This is a genomic window from Microbacterium esteraromaticum (assembly GCF_900163815.1).
GTDB lineage: Bacteria > Actinomycetota > Actinomycetes > Actinomycetales > Microbacteriaceae > Microbacterium > Microbacterium esteraromaticum_B.
On record NZ_FUKO01000020.1, the window covers coordinates 27,690 to 44,775 of the forward strand.

16 protein-coding genes are annotated in these 17,086 nt (G+C 67.3%); 7 read left to right on the forward strand and 9 right to left on the reverse strand.

What is annotated here, in order from left to right:
• Position 1 precedes the first annotated feature (1 nt).
• Positions 2-1,504: a glycoside hydrolase family 3 N-terminal domain-containing protein gene (locus tag FM104_RS08475; RefSeq protein WP_087131284.1), complete on the reverse strand. Its 1,503-nt coding sequence runs from the start codon at positions 1,502-1,504 to the stop codon at positions 2-4.
• 89 nt (positions 1,505-1,593) lie between these two features.
• Here FM104_RS08475 and FM104_RS08480 point away from each other — a divergent pair, with 89 nt between their 5' ends.
• Positions 1,594-2,913, forward strand: a complete 1,320-nt coding sequence (locus FM104_RS08480) for a nicotinate phosphoribosyltransferase (protein WP_373407842.1) — start codon at positions 1,594-1,596, stop codon at positions 2,911-2,913.
• A gap of 47 nt (positions 2,914-2,960) precedes the next feature.
• Here FM104_RS08480 and FM104_RS08485 read toward each other — a convergent pair whose 3' ends face one another.
• The 3 genes from FM104_RS08485 to FM104_RS08495 all read right to left on the reverse strand — a co-directional run bounded on the left by FM104_RS08485 (position 2,961) and on the right by FM104_RS08495 (position 5,962).
• Positions 2,961-3,227 carry a DUF3039 domain-containing protein gene (locus FM104_RS08485; RefSeq protein WP_087131290.1) on the reverse strand — a complete coding sequence of 89 codons (267 nt, stop codon included), beginning with the start codon at positions 3,225-3,227 and terminating at the stop codon, positions 2,961-2,963.
• Positions 3,228-3,290: 63 nt separating this feature from the next.
• The gene (locus FM104_RS08490) at positions 3,291-4,856 is read right to left on the reverse strand and encodes a hypothetical protein (protein WP_087131293.1); all 1,566 of its coding nucleotides are present in this window, start codon (positions 4,854-4,856) and stop codon (positions 3,291-3,293) included.
• Positions 4,832-5,962 (reverse strand): ABC transporter ATP-binding protein, encoded by a 1,131-nt coding sequence (locus FM104_RS08495; RefSeq protein ID WP_256971579.1) that lies wholly within the window; start codon positions 5,960-5,962, stop codon positions 4,832-4,834. The genes FM104_RS08490 and FM104_RS08495 overlap by 25 nt, the downstream gene beginning before the upstream one ends.
• Positions 5,963-6,032: 70 nt before the next feature.
• Between FM104_RS08495 and FM104_RS08500 the strand changes: the two genes are divergently transcribed.
• The 3 genes from FM104_RS08500 to FM104_RS08510 all read left to right on the forward strand — a co-directional run bounded on the left by FM104_RS08500 (position 6,033) and on the right by FM104_RS08510 (position 9,046).
• Positions 6,033-6,929: a hypothetical protein gene (locus FM104_RS08500; RefSeq protein ID WP_143738298.1), complete on the forward strand. Its 897-nt coding sequence runs from the start codon at positions 6,033-6,035 to the stop codon at positions 6,927-6,929.
• A gap of 274 nt (positions 6,930-7,203) precedes the next feature.
• The gene (locus FM104_RS08505; RefSeq protein ID WP_087131299.1) at positions 7,204-7,896 is read left to right on the forward strand and encodes a phosphocholine cytidylyltransferase family protein; all 693 of its coding nucleotides are present in this window, start codon (positions 7,204-7,206) and stop codon (positions 7,894-7,896) included.
• Between the two features lie 82 nt (positions 7,897-7,978).
• The gene (locus FM104_RS08510; protein ID WP_256971580.1) at positions 7,979-9,046 is read left to right on the forward strand and encodes a hypothetical protein; all 1,068 of its coding nucleotides are present in this window, start codon (positions 7,979-7,981) and stop codon (positions 9,044-9,046) included.
• A gap of 77 nt (positions 9,047-9,123) precedes the next feature.
• Here FM104_RS08510 and FM104_RS08520 read toward each other — a convergent pair whose 3' ends face one another.
• Positions 9,124-10,086, reverse strand: a complete 963-nt coding sequence (locus FM104_RS08520) for a nucleoside hydrolase (protein WP_087131302.1) — start codon at positions 10,084-10,086, stop codon at positions 9,124-9,126.
• 87 nt (positions 10,087-10,173) lie between these two features.
• Here FM104_RS08520 and FM104_RS08525 point away from each other — a divergent pair, with 87 nt between their 5' ends.
• Positions 10,174-11,763, forward strand: coding sequence for an acyl-CoA carboxylase subunit beta (locus FM104_RS08525; protein WP_256971581.1), 1,590 nt, complete (start codon positions 10,174-10,176; stop codon positions 11,761-11,763).
• The gene (locus FM104_RS08530; protein WP_256971582.1) at positions 11,760-12,014 is read left to right on the forward strand and encodes an acyl-CoA carboxylase subunit epsilon; all 255 of its coding nucleotides are present in this window, start codon (positions 11,760-11,762) and stop codon (positions 12,012-12,014) included. The genes FM104_RS08525 and FM104_RS08530 overlap by 4 nt, the downstream gene beginning before the upstream one ends.
• Before the next feature lie 211 nt (positions 12,015-12,225).
• On the opposite strand, the gene FM104_RS08535 is transcribed toward FM104_RS08530, so the two are convergent.
• Genes FM104_RS08535 through FM104_RS08550 form a run of 4 tightly spaced genes read right to left on the reverse strand, consistent with a single transcriptional unit; the run spans position 12,226 to position 16,356 of the window.
• Complete coding sequence (locus tag FM104_RS08535; protein WP_087131308.1) at positions 12,226-13,227, reverse strand: hypothetical protein; 1,002 nt, start codon at positions 13,225-13,227, stop codon at positions 12,226-12,228.
• Complete coding sequence (locus FM104_RS08540; RefSeq protein ID WP_087131312.1) at positions 13,224-14,459, reverse strand: sensor histidine kinase; 1,236 nt, start codon at positions 14,457-14,459, stop codon at positions 13,224-13,226. The genes FM104_RS08535 and FM104_RS08540 overlap by 4 nt, the downstream gene beginning before the upstream one ends.
• Positions 14,449-15,111, reverse strand: a complete 663-nt coding sequence (locus FM104_RS08545; protein WP_087131315.1) for a response regulator transcription factor — start codon at positions 15,109-15,111, stop codon at positions 14,449-14,451. Before FM104_RS08545 ends, FM104_RS08540 begins: the two co-directional genes overlap by 11 nt.
• Before the next feature lie 30 nt (positions 15,112-15,141).
• The gene (locus FM104_RS08550) at positions 15,142-16,356 is read right to left on the reverse strand and encodes a class I SAM-dependent RNA methyltransferase (RefSeq protein ID WP_087131317.1); all 1,215 of its coding nucleotides are present in this window, start codon (positions 16,354-16,356) and stop codon (positions 15,142-15,144) included.
• Between the two features lie 34 nt (positions 16,357-16,390).
• Here FM104_RS08550 and FM104_RS08555 point away from each other — a divergent pair, with 34 nt between their 5' ends.
• Positions 16,391-17,050: a Maf family protein gene (locus FM104_RS08555; RefSeq protein ID WP_087131319.1), complete on the forward strand. Its 660-nt coding sequence runs from the start codon at positions 16,391-16,393 to the stop codon at positions 17,048-17,050.
• Positions 17,051-17,086 lie beyond the last annotated feature (36 nt).

Here is a 17,086-nt window from a genome sequence, read left to right on the forward strand (position 1 = left end):
GTCAGTTCTCCCTCACTGCGGGTTGGTTCTTCGGAGCGGCGACGAGCGCGCGGCGGGCGGCACGCGCCGCCAAGAGACTCGCCGCGGCGGATGTGATGACGGGACCGTCCGGCGCGTCTGCCGGCAGGCCCACGTTCACCGTGACAGTGCCGCGAGCATCAGATCGGATGCGGTCGAGCACGCCACGCTGCAGCGCATCGGCGTCGAGCCGATCGACGAGGAGAAGGGTCTGTCCGGCGGTCGCGGCGCGGATGGCGGCGTCGAGCTCGTCGTCTGTTGTCGTGTCGGGATCGAATCGGATGATCTCTCCGCCAGCGGCAAGCGCCTGCGCGACGTGCGACGCGGCGCTGTCGACCGCGAGGCTCGATGGACGACGCAGGTCGATCACCGTCGTCGGCGCGTCACTGAAGTGCGGGAGATCGCCGGAGACCAGCAGCGCGCGGTCGGCGATCCGGTCACCGTCGAAGGGCACATCGGCGACCGCAGTGCGCGAGCGCACGGCATCCGCCATCGCCGCCACTCGACGCGAGGCCTCCTCCACCCGTGCGCGCGGCAGCTTACCCGCGGCCACTGCCGCTACGACTGCGTCTCGCACGGCGAGATAGTCCCGCTCGTCTTGATCCGGGAGCATTCCGGCGCCGGGGTTGGTCGGGTTTCCGATGCACAGCAGGTCAGCGCCGGCCGCGAGGGCTCGCACGGCCCCGCCGCCGAGTCCGACGGTTTCGCGGATGGCGGCCATGTCCAGGGCATCCGTGATGATGACTCCGTCGAATCCGCTGGCGCGCAGACGGGCCAGCATTCCGGGGTTGAGAGTGGCCGGCTCGTCACCCCAGGCGGGGACGCAGATGTGAGCGGTCATGATGGCGCGCACCCCGGCATCCGCTGCGGCGGCGAACGGCGGCAGGTGCACCGCCTCGATCTCGCCCTGTTCCAGGGTGAGCCTGGGCAGATCGTCGTGCGAGTCGGTATGCGTATCGCCGTGGCCCGGGTAGTGCTTGGCGCACGCGGCCATTCCGGTCTGCTGGATTCCGCGCACGAGGGCGGCAGCATGACGCGAGACGAGGTCGCTGGTGGCGCCGAACGCGCGCACGCCGATGACGGGGTTGCGGGGGTCGGTGTTGACGTCGGCGACCGGCGCGATGACGACGTCGGCGCCGATCCGGTCGACTCGCCGAGCGATTTCATGCCCGGTCGCCATGGTCGCGTCGAGATCGTCGAGGATGCCCAGCTGCGCGGCGCCCGGGATCGTCGACCCGGTGGGGGTCTCGAGGCGGGTGACGCTGCCGCCCTCTTCGTCGATCCCGATCAGGGCGCTCGGGGCGATCGCATGGATCTGTGCGCTCAGCGCGGCCGTGTCGCCGCCGAGGTTCTGTGCGAAGTAGACGACTCCGGCGAGGTTCCGTTCCAGCTCGGTCTCCAACCAGGCCGGCACAACGTGCCCGAGAAAGCCTGGCCACAGTACGCCGTTGACCAGTCGAATCAGCTCATCGGCGTGTGCCGTCATCGGCTCCTCCGGGGAATGTCGTCGGGTGACCGGGGCGCCCCGGTTCGCTGATCAGTATTCCTGATCTGCGGGCTGGATACACTGTGCGGATGAGCTCCGCGTTCCTCACTGACCGGTACGAACTGACCATGCTTGCCGCTTCGCTTCGCGATGGCACGTCTTCGCGGCCCAGCGTCTTCGAGCTGTTTTCCCGGCGTCTGTCCGGCGGACGCCGGTTCGGCGTCGTCGCGGGAACCGGACGCCTGCTGACGCTGCTGCGAGAGTTCCACTTCGGCGAGGGAGAGCTTCGGTACCTGCGTGATCATGACGTGGTGGATGCTGACGCACTCCGCTACCTGGAGAACTACCGGTTCACCGGAACGATCCGCGGCTATCGAGAGGGTGAGCTGTATTTCCCCGGCTCGCCGATTCTCACTGTCGAGGGCTCCTTCGCGGATGCCGTGGTGCTGGAGACTCTCGCGCTGAGCGTGCTGAATCACGACTCCGCCGTCGCGACGGCGGCCTCACGGATGAGCATCGCCGCCGGCGAGCGTCCACTGGCCGAGATGGGTTCGCGTCGCGCCGGCGAGCGCTCCGCGGTCGCGGCCGCGCGCGCCGCCTATATCGCTGGATTCGTCGCCACGAGCAACCTCGAGGCAGGTCGGCAGTGGGGCATCCCGACGATGGGCACGGCCGCGCACTCGTGGACCCTGCTGCATGACAGCGAAGAAGACGCGTTCCGCGCGCAGGTCGACAGCCTCGGTACCGACACCACACTGCTCGTCGACACCTACGACATCCGCGCCGGCGTCGACCTGGCCATCCGCGTCGCCGGAACCGAACTGGGTGGCGTGCGTCTGGATTCCGGTGACCTGCCGATCGTGGCCGGTGAGGTGCGCACGCAGCTCGATGAGCTGGGAGCGACGAACACGAAGATCACCGTGACCAGCGACCTCGATGAGTATGCGATCGCGGCTCTCGCCGCCTCCCCCGTCGATTCCTATGGTGTCGGCACCTCGGTCGTCACCGGTTCCGGATACCCGACCGCCGGCATGGTCTACAAGCTCGTCGCCCGGCAGGACTCCGCGGGCGGATGGGTCGCGGTGGCGAAGGCCTCGACGGACAAGGCTTCGAAGGGCGGCCGCAAGGCGGCGTTCCGCACTCTTGACGATGGCGTCGCCATCGCCGAGACGATCGCGGTTTCGGATGGTTTCGAGAAAGTGGACACGGCCGCCGAGCACCCGGATGCACGCGGACTGCAAGTCGTTCTCGTCGACAATGGCGAGATCGATTCCTCTCATGAAGGCGTCGCCGGGACGGCATCCGCGCGGGAGCATCACCTGCGCGTGCGTGAGCAGCTTCCGGTCCGGGCCCTCGCGCTCAGCAAGTCTGACCCTGCGATTCCGACGAGGTTCGTCGACGTCGTCTGAGCTCCGCCGGCGTGGCTACCGCTGAGGCTGCGCATCGCGTCAGACGGTCAGCGGATCATGCTCTCGTAGATGTCTTTGCACGTCGGGCAGATGGGGAACTTCTCGGGGTCGCGCCCCGGGGTCCACTTCTTGCCGCACAGCGCGCGCACCGGCTTGCCGGTCATCGCCGACTCGAGGATCTTGTCCTTCTTCACATAATGCGAGAAACGCTCGTGGTCGCCGGGCTCGAGGTTCTCTTCGCGGAGAAGTTCTTCGAGCTCGCGATCAAGTGTTGCCACGCCACCCTGATCGGGGCTGTCCAGCGGAGTGCTCATTCCGTGAGTCTAGCGTCCGCACGGGCGCCCGGCGCCGGTGCTTCCGACTCCGAGGCGCTCGGTTCAGGTCGTCTCCGCGAACTCCATGAGCCGCTCGCCGCTGCGCTCGAAGATGGCGCCGCCGATCGCGGCACCGCCGAACAGCACGAGGATGCCGGTGACGACGCCCGTCCAGAACGTGGCCGGCGCATGCTGATCGCCTTCGACGATCGTGAGCACGAACAGCCAGATCGTCGGAGCGCTGAAGAGCAGCGCGCCGAAGAACGTTCCGGCTGCGCCGAAGGAGCCGTGTGCGGATGAGCGCTGCGGCTGCTGGAAGGGGCTGTCTCCGGGGCGCGAGACCGCATAGGGCGCGACGACCGAGGCGATGCTGGACATGCCCAGCCCCGTGCCCAGCAGCACAGCGGCGACGGCGATGAACGGCAGGAGCAGATGCCAGTCGGCGATGTAGGAGAGCGTCACCGATACTGCGATCGCGAGCACAGGGATCGACACGAGCATGATCGGCACCAGTCGGCCGAGACGGTCGGGCAGACCGCGCACGCCACTGGCGATGTGGATCCACAGCGCTGTGGAGTCGTAGGCGACGTCGTTGTGCGGCAGCCAGCCGAAGAACAGCGCCATGACCGGAACCGGAATCAGCGCCGCGGCCCACAGCGGCACGCCGGCGATCATCAGCGGGAATACCGTGAGGACTCCGGCGATCGGCACGACGATGATGTTCACGATGTAGCGGCGATCGCGCAGCCAGTAGACGAGGCTGCGTGCGGCAACAGCGCCGAAGGCATTCGCGGGCAGCGCGCCGAACCAGCCGAGACCGGAGCGCTCGCGGGCCGCGAAAGGCCGTTCGGTAGTGGTGAGCAGGCGACGCACCAGATATACCCACAACGCGATCAGCAGCGCGATGGAAACCAGCGCGACCAGACCGCTCGCCCAGGCGGCACCGACTTCGCCCGCGGCGAGATGGAAGAGGAATGCCTGCGGTGCAGCCAACGGAGAGAAGCCCACGACGGAGGTGGCCGCATCGACGGCGGGCGGCACGTTCCCGTCCCAGTTCAGTGACGCGAAGTAGGCGGCGACCGGGAAGGCGATCACGATCACCGGGATCGTGAACAGCACGGTGAGTTCGCGCGAGCGCCGCTCCGGAAGCATGATCGCGCTGATCGCCATGCCGATGCGTGCGACGAGCGCGATGGAGAGCACGCCGACGATGCCCCCGAGCACGGCAGCAGGCCAGGCGACGCCGGCAGCGATCGTGACGATGACGATGCACACGGTGACAGCGATCAGCGCGAAGCTGGGCACGCTGATCAGAGCCGCGAGAATCAGTGCCCACGGCAGCTGGCGCAGGTCGACGCCGAACGGCGCGAACCGGCGTGGATCGAGCTGATCCGGCGTGCCGGTGAGCATCGGGCCGAGGAAGAAGGCCAGGAAACTGGCGGCTGCGCCCAGCACGATCACGGTGCGTGCGGTCGACAGCGGTGCGCTGCCGAGTCCGAGCACGGCGATGCAGACGGCGACGGTGACGGCCGCAGCGGCAGCGAGTGCGAGCACTGTGCGCCAGAGGTGTTCGCCCCGCAGAACTCCCGCCAGCAGCGTGAGCCTCAGGCGGAGAACGTGTGCAGCCACTCCAGCCCCTCTACTTCGCCGGCGCTGCCGGAGAGCTCGACGAAACGCGCCGCGAGCGTCTGCCCCGCGCGCACATCGTCGATCGTGCCTTCGGCGAGTACTTCTCCGCCGACGATGACTGCGACGCGCGAGCAGACCCGCTCGACGAGATCCATGCCGTGGCTGGAGAGGATCACGGTGCCGCCGTGCGAGACGTATGACCGGAGGATGTCGAGGATCACCCCAGACGACACCGGGTCGACGGCTTCGAAGGGCTCATCGAGCACGAGCACTCGCGGCGAGTGAATCAGCGCACCGGCGAGCATGAGCTTCTTGGTCATGCCCGCGGAGTAGTCGGAGACGACCCGGCTGAGCGCTTCGGTGAGGTCGAATGCACGGGCCAGGTCGGCGGTGCGCTTCTCGATGACCGATCGGTCCAGACCGCGGAGCTGTCCGTAGTAGTGCAGCAGTTGGCGCCCGGTCAGCCGATCGAAGGTGCGCAGCCGGTCGGGCAGCACGCCCATGGCCTTCTTCGCCGCCAGGGGGTTGGCGCGCTGATCGATGCCGGCGATGTGCACGGTGCCGGCATCTGGCCGCAGCAGACCGGCGATGATCGACAGCGTGGTGGTCTTACCTGCGCCGTTCGGGCCGACGAGCCCGTAGAACGAGCCGACCGGAACGGTCAGATCGATGTCGGCGACGGCGGTGGAGTCGCCGAATCGCTTGACGAGCCCGCGGATGCGGATGGCGTCGGAATCTGTCGCCGCCGAGTCCGTCGCCGCCGAGTCCGTAACGGCTTCATCAGCGGCAGCTGAGTCGACGTCGAGGGACGCAGAGTCTTCGAGCGATGAGTCTGCGTCGGGCGCGCTCGGTGAGGTCACCTCGGCATCGATCGGAGGCTTCGTGATGCTCGGGGTCTCGGGGCCGTCCGCAATGTGTGCGGCCGCGGCACTATCGCGAGGCGCGTGCGCCTCGGTGACCTCGGAAGCGCTGTTGGACGCCGCGATCCGTGGCAGGTCCGTTTCCAGACGCTCAGGCTTTTGAACGGCGGCCTTGGACGCGCCCGGCTCTGCTGCATCTGCCTTCGGCTGAGAGGCGGCTGGCTTCGATGCCGCAGTCTTCGGCACGGGAGTCTTTGTCACCGCTGTCTTGGGTCTGGCAGCAGCCGTCTTCTTCGGGGCTGGCTTCGCGACGCCGATGTCTGCCGTCGCAGCGGGCCCGCTCGCAGCTGGCTCGGTTGCAACTGGCTCACTCGCGGCTTCGGTGACCGCGCTCGCGCCCGTAACGCCCTTCGCGGTCGATTTCGCAGCGGTGACCTTCGCAGCGGACGACTTCGCACTCGAGGCTTCGCTCGCGGTTGTCTTCGCAGTCGCCGCCTTCGCAGTAGCCGCCTTCGCAGTAGCCGCCTTCGTTGTCTTCGCAGTCGCAGCCTTCGTTGTCTTCGCCGTCTTCGCGGTCGTCGTCTTCGAGGCAGTCGAGGTGGCCGGCGTCGACTTCTTCGCGGTGCCGGCGTTCTTCTTACCTGCCGCAGTCGTGGCCGCCGCACCGCTCTTCGCGGCTTCAGTCTTCTTCACGGCAGCGGTCTTGGTTGCCGCAGTCTTCGCCGCCGTCGCCTTCGTCGTCTGCTTGGCTGCCGCAGTCGCCGCGGTGGCTTTCTTTACTGCCGCGGTCTTCGCCGCCGTCTCGCTTGCCTTGCGGTCGGCGGCGGTGCTCTTCGCCGCGGCCGATCTCGCAGCCGCCTTCTTCGCCGCTGCGGTACCCGCCGCAGTCGTCGTCGCTGCAGTACTCTTCGCCGCTGTGGTCTTGGCACCGGAAGCCTTCGCCACCGGCTTCTTCACGGCGGGGCTCTTCGCCGCAGCGCTCTTTGTTGCCGGGCTCTTCGCCGCAGCGCTCTTCGCGGCTGTGGCCTTCGTCGTGCCGGTCTTGGATCCACCGCTTTTCGCCGCCGTGCTTTTCGCCGCCGTCGCGCGCGGCTTCGCGGCTACGGGCTTGTCCTCAGCCGCCTCACCGACCGACTCCCGCGTGGATTCTGCAGCCAGAGGCGGCTTCTGCTCTGACGCGGGCACGCCAGCAGCATCCGCCTTCTCGGTCTGAGAATTATCGATGCGGTCGTTCTCGGAGTCGAGAGAAGCTGTCACGGCACTACGCTATCAAGACGGACTGACAGTCCCCCGGTGCAGATGACCGACTATTGCGCTTCTTTCTTGTCGCACAAGGCTGAAAGACTCGTGTGCAACGGGTTACGAAACGGCAACGTCGACGTACTCGCGCCCTGCGTTCTCAGGTGCCTTCGCTAGCATTGTCACGGCACGAAGAGGTGTCCTGTCGATGTATCGGCAGTGAACACCAGATCTTTTTAGGAGAAATCGTGACTCTTCACACTGTCATCCTGGCCGCAGGAATGGGCTCGCGCCTCGGACGCGCGCTGCCGAAGCCGCTCACCGAGTTGAGCGATGGTCGCTCGATCATGCAGCAGCAGCACGACAACATCCGGGCGGTCTTCGGCACCGACGCGCGCATCACCGCCGTTGTCGGCTACCGCGCTGAAACCATCATCGAGGCCTTCCCGTCGGCGAAGTACGTCCACAACGAGCGCTACGACGTCACCAACACGTCCAAGAGCCTGCTGCGCGCACTGAGCGTCTCCGGCAAGGGCGGCGTGCTCTGGATGAACGGCGATGTGGTCTTCGATCCGCGCATCCTCGGCCGCGCGATCGAGTTCATCGAGCGCGACCAGTCGTTCGTGACCGTCAACACCTCCAAGGTGAGCGACGAAGAGGTCAAGTACACCGTCACCACCGAGGGATTCATCAAGGAGCTCTCGAAGACGGTCAAGGGCGGCCTCGGTGAGGCTGTCGGCATCAACTACATCTCCTCGGCAGACAAGAAGGCGTTCATGCGTCAGTTGCAGCGAGTCGAGGATCAGGACTATTTCGAGCGCGGTCTCGAACTCGCCATCGCCGAAGATGCACTTCTTCTCGAGCCGATGGATGTCTCCGACCTGTATGCGGTCGAGGTCGATTTCGCTGAGGACCTGGAGCGCGCGAACCTCTTCGTCTGAGTACGCGCATCACAGCGAAAGCCGCTTCCCTCTGGGAGGCGGCTTTCGGCGTTTCTTCGGATGCCGCGCATAAGATCGCGTCATGAGCGAGAAGATCCACAAGATCCACTCGCTCCCGGATGATTCCCCGTGGGACAGCACTGTTCCTCCGGTCGGATCGCGGGAGCATCCTCTCACCGTGCGCGGATTGGACCGGGTTCTCGCGGTGCAGCGCCCGCTGGTGGTCGCACACATCCGCAGCATCCGCCTGCGCAACCCCGGGGCCATGCCGGAGCAGATCATCCGGATGCTGGAAGTGCGGTATCTGGCCGCGGTGACCACCGGTGGTGCCGCGGTGGGTGCGACAGCAGTGATCCCCGGAGTCGGCACAGGCGTCACCCTTGCGCTGTCTGGTGTGGAGACCGTCGGCTTCATGGAATCCACGGCACTGTTCGCGCAGTCGGTCGCCGAGGTCCACGGCATCGCGATAGAGAGTCCCGAGCGAGCGCGCGCACTGGTGATGACGCTCATGCTCGGCAAAGAGGGCGTCGATCTCGTCTCGCAGCTGGCGAAGCAGGCTGCGGGCAAGGGCGGCACGCGTTCGTCGTACTGGGGCGAGCTCGTGACGAAGTCGCTCCCCCGCGCCGCCGTCGGCCCGATCGTCGATCGGCTGAAGACCGCGTTCATCCATCAGTTCGCCTCACGCGGCAGCGTCTCATTCATCGGCAAGGCGTTGCCGTTCGGCGTCGGCGCCGTTGTCGGCGGAGCGGGAAATCACCTGCTCGGGCGCCGCGTGCTCACCACCTCACGACGCGCGTTCCCACTGGCGCCTGCGACACTGCCTGTGGAACTGGAACCGCTGCCCGGCAGCGAGCGTCTCGAGCGACGGATGCTGCACAGCGCCCGCTACCTCGGCGGCGGCGTCGCGGGCATGGCCGGCAGCGTCGGACGCGGAATCGGAGCCGCCGGGCGCGGCATCGGCGCGGCGGGGCGGGGGGTCGGCGCGGCGGGGCGCGACGTGGGGCGCCGACTGCGGCGCGAGCCGAAAGCGCTCGGAGCGGGCGCGGATGCAGCGGGTGACGATGCGGGGGCCGCAGAAGCCGGTGCGGATACGGCCGCCGACAGCGCGGAGGTGGCAGGTGGCCGTTCGACCTCCACAAGCGGCAATTGAGCGCGGTTCTTCACCGGTCGCGTGAGGGTCAGCGGGTCCTGAGGTCGGCGCTGGTTCTCAGTCCGACGCACGAGTCATCAATCCCCTGGCAGCCCCAGCACCGTCTCCAGGAACAGCTCGGCGACGGCATCCACGTCGATGCCGAGCGCGACATCCACGGCCACCGCACCACCAGCCACGCCGTGCAGCACGTCCTCGCCCGCGTACGTGCGACGATCGACCACGGTCTGCCCCCTGCTGAGGCCTTGAAGCTCCACGCGCACGGGGCGACGCTCGAAGCTCACCAGGTCCGGCGCGACGAGCGAGCAGACGGCCCCCGCATCCCCGATCAGACCGGTGTACGTCAGCGAGTCGTCTTCACTCAGCGCCACCCGGTGACTCAGCAGTTCGCCCACCACCCGCGCGGCACGATGGTCGCCTGCGGCCATAGCATCCGCACGATCTTGGGCAACCGCGACGATGTTGAAGACATCGAGGCCGTACATCGTCGCCTGCACACCGGCATCCAGGACGATCGCCGCCGCTTCCGGATCGTGCCACACGTTGAACTCCGCGACCGGGGTCGCGTTGCCGACGCTCGCCGAACCGCCCATGAACACGATCCGCTCGATGCGCTCCGCGACCTCGGGATGGGTGCGCAGCAGCAGCGCCAGATTCGTCTGTGGAGCGAGCGCGATCAGCGTCACCGGCTCCGGATGCTGCATGATCAGCCGGCGCATCAGCTCTACGGCGGACTCATCGACCTGAGTCCGCGATGTCGTCGGCAGCGCGATGCCGCCCAGGCCATCGGCGCCATGCACGTGCGACGCCGACCGAGCCGGTTCGATCAGCGGACGCACCGCACCGGCTGCCACCGGGATATCGGCCACACCTGCGAGATCCAGGATGCGCAGAGTGTTGTCGACGACCTGCGGCAGGCTCGCGTTTCCCGCCACGCAGGTGACCCCGAGCAGATCGATCTGCGGATGCGAAACGGCGAACAGAAGGGCGAGGGCGTCGTCAATGCCGGTATCGACATCCATGATCACGGGAATGGGCATGAACACGAGCCTATGACCAAAGGATCCGCCGCTGTGTTGTGCCGAGCATCCAGCGCCCGGACACGCCCCGGCGCTAGGGTTGAATCCGTGACGGACACCCCTGACCTCTCGACCACAGCCGCCAAGATCGCGGATCTCCGCGCTCGCTTCACGGACGCCGTCGTCGAGCCAGAGAAGATCGCCCAGCAGAAGCAGCATGCCAAGGGCAAGATGACCGCGCGCGAGCGCATCGAGCTTCTTGTCGACAACGGCAGCTTCGTCGAGTTCGACGAGTACGTGCGCCACCGCACGACGTCCTTCGGCATGGATCGCAATCGGCCGTACGGCGACTCGGTCGTCACGGGCGTGGCGACCATCCACGGGCGCACTGTCGCGGTCTACTCGCAGGACTTCACCACCTTCGGCGGCTCTCTCGGCGAGGTCGCCGGCGACAAGATCATCAAGGTCATGGAGTACGCGCTGCAGGGCGGGATGCCGATCATCGGCATCCTCGATTCCGGCGGCGCCCGCATTCAGGAGGGTGTGCTCGCCCTCAGCAAGTACGGCGAGATCTTCCGATGCAACACCCGCTCATCCGGCGTCATCCCGCAGATTTCGATCATCATGGGCCCGGCCGCGGGCGGCGCCGTCTACGGTCCAGCCCTCACCGATTTCGTCATCATGGTCGACAAGACCAGCCAGATGTTCGTCACCGGACCAGACGTCATCAAGACCGTCACCGGTGAAGACGTCGGCATGGAAGAACTCGGCGGCGCGTACACGCACAACACCCGCTCCGGCGTCGCGCACTATCTCGCCGATGACGAAGACGACGCGCTCGACTATGCGCGCACGCTGCTGAGCTATCTCCCCGACAACAACATGGCGGAACTGCCGGCATACGACTCGGCTTTCGAGTTCGAGACGACCGACGCCGATCGGATGCTGGATACGCTCATCCCCGACTCCGCCAACCAGCCCTATGACATGAAGACCGCCATCGAGCACATCGTCGACGACGGCGACTTCCTCGAGGTGCAGCCGCTGTTCGCTCCGAACATCCTCATCGGCTTCGGCCGCGTCGAAGGACGCTCGGTCGGCATCATCGCCAACCAGCCCTCGCAGATGGCCGGCACGCTCAACATCGAAGCCGGCGAGAAGGCCAGCCGTTTCGTGCGCTTCTGCGACGCGTTCTCGATCCCGATCGTGACTCTGGTAGATGTCCCCGGCTACCTGCCCGGCACCGACCAGGAGTGGACCGGCGTCATCCGGCGCGGCGCGAAGCTCATCTACGCGTACGCAGAGGCCACCGTGCCGCTGGTGACGGTGATTCTGCGCAAGGCCTACGGCGGCGCATACATCGTGATGGGCTCCAAGCAGCTCGGCGCCGATGTGAATCTGGCGTGGCCGACGGCTGAGATCGCTGTGATGGGCGGTCAGGGCGCCGTCAACATTCTGTACCGCAACGAGATCAAGCGCGCCGAAGAGGCCGGCGAAGACGTCGCCGCCGTGCGCACTCGCCTCGCGAACGAGTACACCTACAGCGTGACCTCGCCGTTCCTCGCCGCCGAGCGCGGTGAGATCGATGGCATCATCGAGCCGGCGGCCAGCCGTGTCGCGATCGCGAAGGCTCTGCGATCGCTGCGCGGCAAGCGCAGCGAGCTGCCGCCCAAGAAGCACGGGAACATCCCGCTGTGAGCACGCCTTCCTCGCATGTGTCAGCAGGTGACGCGGACTCGGCCGCCGAGGTGGCCAAGATCGATGTCGTACGCGGCACTCCGACCGAAGAAGAGGTCGCGGCGCTGATCGCCGCCGTCAGCGATGCCTACATGCACGAAACCAGCGAGGCGGTGGCCGAAGAGCCGCACGTCTCCGCTTGGCGGCAGACGCAGCGCGGGCTCCGGCGTCCTCTCCGCCGAGACATCCCCTGGGGCCGTTACTTCGGCTGAGGGTTGCTTGTCCCCCGAAATACCTACAGACAGACCCTTGCCCGGTCGAGAGACTTAGAGGGACGCTTCGCGTTAAGCGGATGCTCTGTCCCAGGGTAGACAGACGCAGTCCCGCTCCCGCGGACAGTTTTCGGGTAACTGCTCCGCACTGGCGAGGGGTGGGCGGCTTCGCCGCCCCTCGCCCACTCTCACAACAATTCGGAAAATTCGCTCACTCGGCGACGCGGCGGATCTCGTGCCAGAGATCGACGGCGTCGTCATCGTGGGAACCGCCCGCTGCGCGTCCGACGACGGTCACGGCGACGACATCGTCACGTCCGGCACGGATGATGACCCGATTGGAGCGCGCATCAGCGAGCACGCTGGCGAGCTCATCGCGAATCTCGTTCAGCCGGGACTCATCGAGCCCGTCCAGGCCGCCCTCGTCGAAGACCGTCACCCTTGTACCGCGAAGGCGCGCATCGGTTATCGCCTGCCGAACGGCGTCGCTCATCAGACTCGGGCCGCGCAGTTCATCACGCAGCGTTCCCTCAGAGATCCGCGCCTCGAGCTTCTCGTGCTCGGTCAGAGCTCCGTTCGCGGCCACTGTGCGGGTGAGTACAGGCCCGGCGATGGCCAGTGCACGCTGCGCCCGCACCCGGCGCTCGCGCTGACGGACGAGCTGGGTCGCGTGCCAGGCCGAGACCGCACGCTGGATATCGGCGAGTCGCTCTGTGTCGCGCACTGCGCGGTGCCAGAAGATAACCAGAAGCTGCGCGACCACGACCCAGGTGATCGAGCCGACCAGGCCAAGGGTGAATGCCCTGCCGACTCCCATGTAGAAGCAGGCCGAGATCGTCAGCACGGTCAGCGTCGCCCAGCCGAACAGCGGTCGACGCCGCACGATGCAGACCACGGCCAACAGACCCGTTGCCCCGATGTACCAGGTGGCGAACGGCGCACTGCGCACAGGCGGCGCCAGCGAAACACTCACCAGGATCGGCACGGCGATGCTCGTGAACAGCGCCAGCAGGGCCGGCACCAGCGGCATCCGCACGCTGTCGGAGGCGCCCGCGAGTACGGCGGTGAGAGTCGCGGCCAGATACAGGGCGATCGCCGCGACCATCAGCCACGGCGCCGTGGGCTGCACGATCCACCAGATCGCGCGTGCCGCGAAGTACACCGCGAAGCCGAGGGCGAGCGCGGTGGTCAGGCTGCGCACCGTGCGTCTCATGGCTGCTCCCAGCTGAGTTCGATCGTGGTGCCCGCGGGATCCGTTGCGATATGCGATCTTCCCGCAACAGCAGCCATCCTCGCGACGATCGAGGCACGGATGCCGAGACGGTCTTCACCGATCGCATCTGGATCGAAACCAGGTCCGGCGTCCAGCACCGTCAGCGTGAGCCCATCCGCGCGGGTCGACTCGGCGATGATGTGCAGTCCTCTGCCACCCGCGTGCTCAAGTGCGTTGTTCACAGCCTGCCTGGCTGCCAGCACCATCGCCCGGGCCACGCGCCCCGGCACGGCCGACGGCACTCCGCGCTCCTCAACGACGGCATCGGCCCCGTGCTCCGACAGCGTGCGCCGCAGCTCAGCCACGATCTGAGCACGGCTGACGGGCTCGTCATTGCCCTCCTGGGCGATCGACGCCTCGGTGTTGGCCAATCGGGTCAGTGCCTCCCGCGCCATCGCCACAGCCAGGGTGCGCTCGCGGTCACTGGCGGCGCGCTCAGCTGCGATAAGTGCGGCCAGCACGCTGTCGTGCATGAGCGCCGACATCGCGACGCGCTCTTCCTCTGCGGCCGACGCCGCCGCCGCGGTCGCGTAGGTTTCGACGGCTCGAGAGCGGGCGTCATCGACGCCTGCGGCCACCTGGCGGAACATCCAGCCCAGCGAGACGATCACCATGCCGAGGATCAGGGTGAACGACACGTCGAAGGCAGTGGTGATCCAGAAGCTCTGCGAGAAGTCGCCCTGCACGAGTCGCACGTAGCCGTAGACGAAGGGCAGCCCGAGCGCCCAGGCGAACTGCAGCCTTGGCTTGAACGCGAGCATCGCCGCGATGACGGCGATGTTCACCAGGAAGAAGATCCACGGCTGATCACCGGCCTCATCGGTGTTGCGAACGACGATGACCGGCCACAACAGCAGTGCCAGCACGTAGCTGACAGCGAAGGTGCCACACGCCCGAGTGACCCAGCGATCGCTGACGCAGGCGACGATCATCCACAGCAGAGGCCCGAACACGAGGATCATCAACGCAAGGTGGCGTCCGTCCATGTGGTCCATGCGAGTGAGCGCACCCAGCATCGCCTGTGCGCCCAGCACTGCTGAACCGAGCGCCGCGACGATCGCGAGAATCCGCTCCATCCGCTGCCCGGTGAAGCGTTCGAGCCCGACCCCGATGTCGCCGGGAGAGGGAATGCTCGTCCACGCCTCGCTGATGCTGCGCGTGTCAGCCGCCACTCGGTGCCCCGTCGGGTGCGACGATCCCGTCTTCCATGGCACGGCGAAGCAGATCGACCTTCGTCGGCGCCGGACGCCCCACCTCGACGTATTTGACGCGAATGCGGGTGACGTTCTCCTTGGCTGTCGAGTACGCCACTCCCATACGATCGGCGACAGCCTTCAGCGGCAGCCCAGCCGCATACAGGCGCAGCACCTCGCGCTCACGGGAGGACAGCTGTGCATCGGCGAATTCACGGTCTCCGTCGACGGCGCTCGCCCACTCGACGTTGTTCAGCGCTTCACCGCGCGCCACGGTGCGGATGGCGTCGAGCACGTCGTCCAGAGCGGAGGATTTACTGACGACGCCCGCGGCACCGGCGACCAGCGCCTCGCGGACAGCGGCAGGCCGATCGGCGACGCTGTGGATGACAACGCTGGACCCGGCGGCCACGAGAGTGGCGACGTTCTCGGTGACCGTCGTCCCGTCGCCGAGAGTGAGGTCCAGGACGGCCACGTCGGCCGGCGGCGCGCTTGCCTCAGTACGCCATGCCAGGTACTCCTTCACGGTGCCGCCTGAGAAGACGACCTGCTGCTCACCATCGCGAAGACAGGCGGCTTCCAGCCCGAGACGAACCGACTCGTGGTCGTCGATAAGGGCGACAGTGCTCATGGGATCAGCTTACCCGCGCGCCCCTCGCGATCACCGCGTGAGAAGCGCCACCGCTTCGAAGTGATGCGAATGCGGGAACAGGTCGAAGGCGCGAAGAGATGTCACATCCCAGCCCAGTTTCTGGAACGTCCCCAGATCACGCGACAGCGCAACCGGATCGCAGGCGACATAGACGACCGCTTCCGGCTTCAGCTCATGGATCGCTTCGACGACCCGGCGCCCCGCTCCCGCACGGGGCGGGTCGAGCACCACTGCACCAGCGCGCGTGCCCTCCGGCATCCGAGCGAGGAAGCGATCGACGCGGTCGGTCACGGCTTTCGCCGAATACACCGCGAGGTTGGCGCGGGCATGCTCGGTCGCACGGCGGTCGGATTCGACGGTGACGATCTCGGTGGCGCCGCGCTGACCCAGCGTCGATGCGAACAGCCCGACCCCGCCGTAAAGGTCGAAGTGCGTGGCATCCGGGTCCACACGACCCTCAAGTGCGTCGCCGACAGCGGAGTGCAGCATCGCGGCGGCGCGCGGATGCACCTGCCAGAAGCCGCTGGCATCCACGCGGTACTTCGTGCCGCCGATTCGCTCGAACACCGTCTCGGGCTTGCCGCGCCGCGAGCCCTCCGGGCGCGGCAGCACGCGCACGCGGCCGTCCCCCGGCTCGACCAGGTCGACCCTTCCCGGCTGCTGGTCGCGCAGCAGGAGAGCCTGCTCGGAAACGGCGGGACGCGCCAGTGGATGCGAGGCGACCTCGATCACGCGATGGCTGCGAGCGGCGAACGGCCCGATGCGGCCATCATCATCGACGTGCAGCGAGATGCGCGTGCGCCACCCGGTGCCGTCCGAGTCGTCGACGGCCTCCACGTCGGGAGCGGTGAGCCCCGCACCGGCGAACTTGTCGAGCGCCTCCTGCAGCACCTGCCGCTTGAGCACGCGCTGCTCGTCCAGCGCGATGTGGCCGAGGTCGGCACCGCCGACGCGGTTCTCCGGTGCGCGAGAGATGTCGGCTTCGGCCCAGACGTGTTCACGCCGGTGCGGCGAAGCGTGGAGCACTTCGATCGTCTCGGCACGCCAGAAACTGCGACTGTCGCCCTCTTCGCCCGCCGTCGGATCGGAGATTCGTGCGCGCACCCGCTCACGCGGGATCGCGTCTGCGACGAACACCACGCGCCCTTCGTGACGGGCGATGAAGGTTCCGCCGTGGGCGATGCCGGTGATATCGAGGTCGAGCAGAAGCTCCGAGGCGGTCATCCCTCCAGGATCCCACACCGGCTAGCGTGGAGATATGCGCGTCTGCCTGGCATCCACCTCTCCCGCCCGCCTGATGCTGCTGCGGCAGGCAGGCATCGAGCCGCTGATCATCTCGCCCGAGGTCGATGAGGATGCCGTTGCCGCCGATGCGGAGGCCGAGCACGGTTCGGCGCTGGCACCCGACGAGCTCGTGCTGCTCCTGGCCCGGGCCAAGGCCGCGGACGTCGCCGGTCGGCTGCCGGTCGAGCATCCGCGCTTCGATGGCATCGTGATCGGGGGCGATTCCATGTTCGCCCTCGATGGCCACGTCTACGGCAAGCCGCACACGCCCGAAGTCGCACGTGCTCGCTGGCAGCAGATGCGCGGAGCCACCGGCATCCTGCACTCCGGCCACTCCGTCTTCCGGGTGAGCCCAGATGCCGCCCCGGCCGAGGCTGCCGCCGTTGCCGAAGCCGCGGTCTCTTTCGCCGATGACGTGACGGAGGCTGAGCTCGACGCGTACATCGCCAGTGGCGAGCCGCTGCATGTCGCCGGTGCGTTCACGGTCGACAGCCTGGGCGGCGCGTTCATCACCCGCGTGGAGGGAGATCCCTCCACTGTCGTGGGGATGTCGCTGTCGACGGTGCGCCGCCTCGCGGCCGATCTCGGCGTGACCTGGACCGACCTGTGGAGAACCGCCACACAGATTTCCTGATTTATTGTCGGGATCGGTCAAAAACATCGCGCTGGC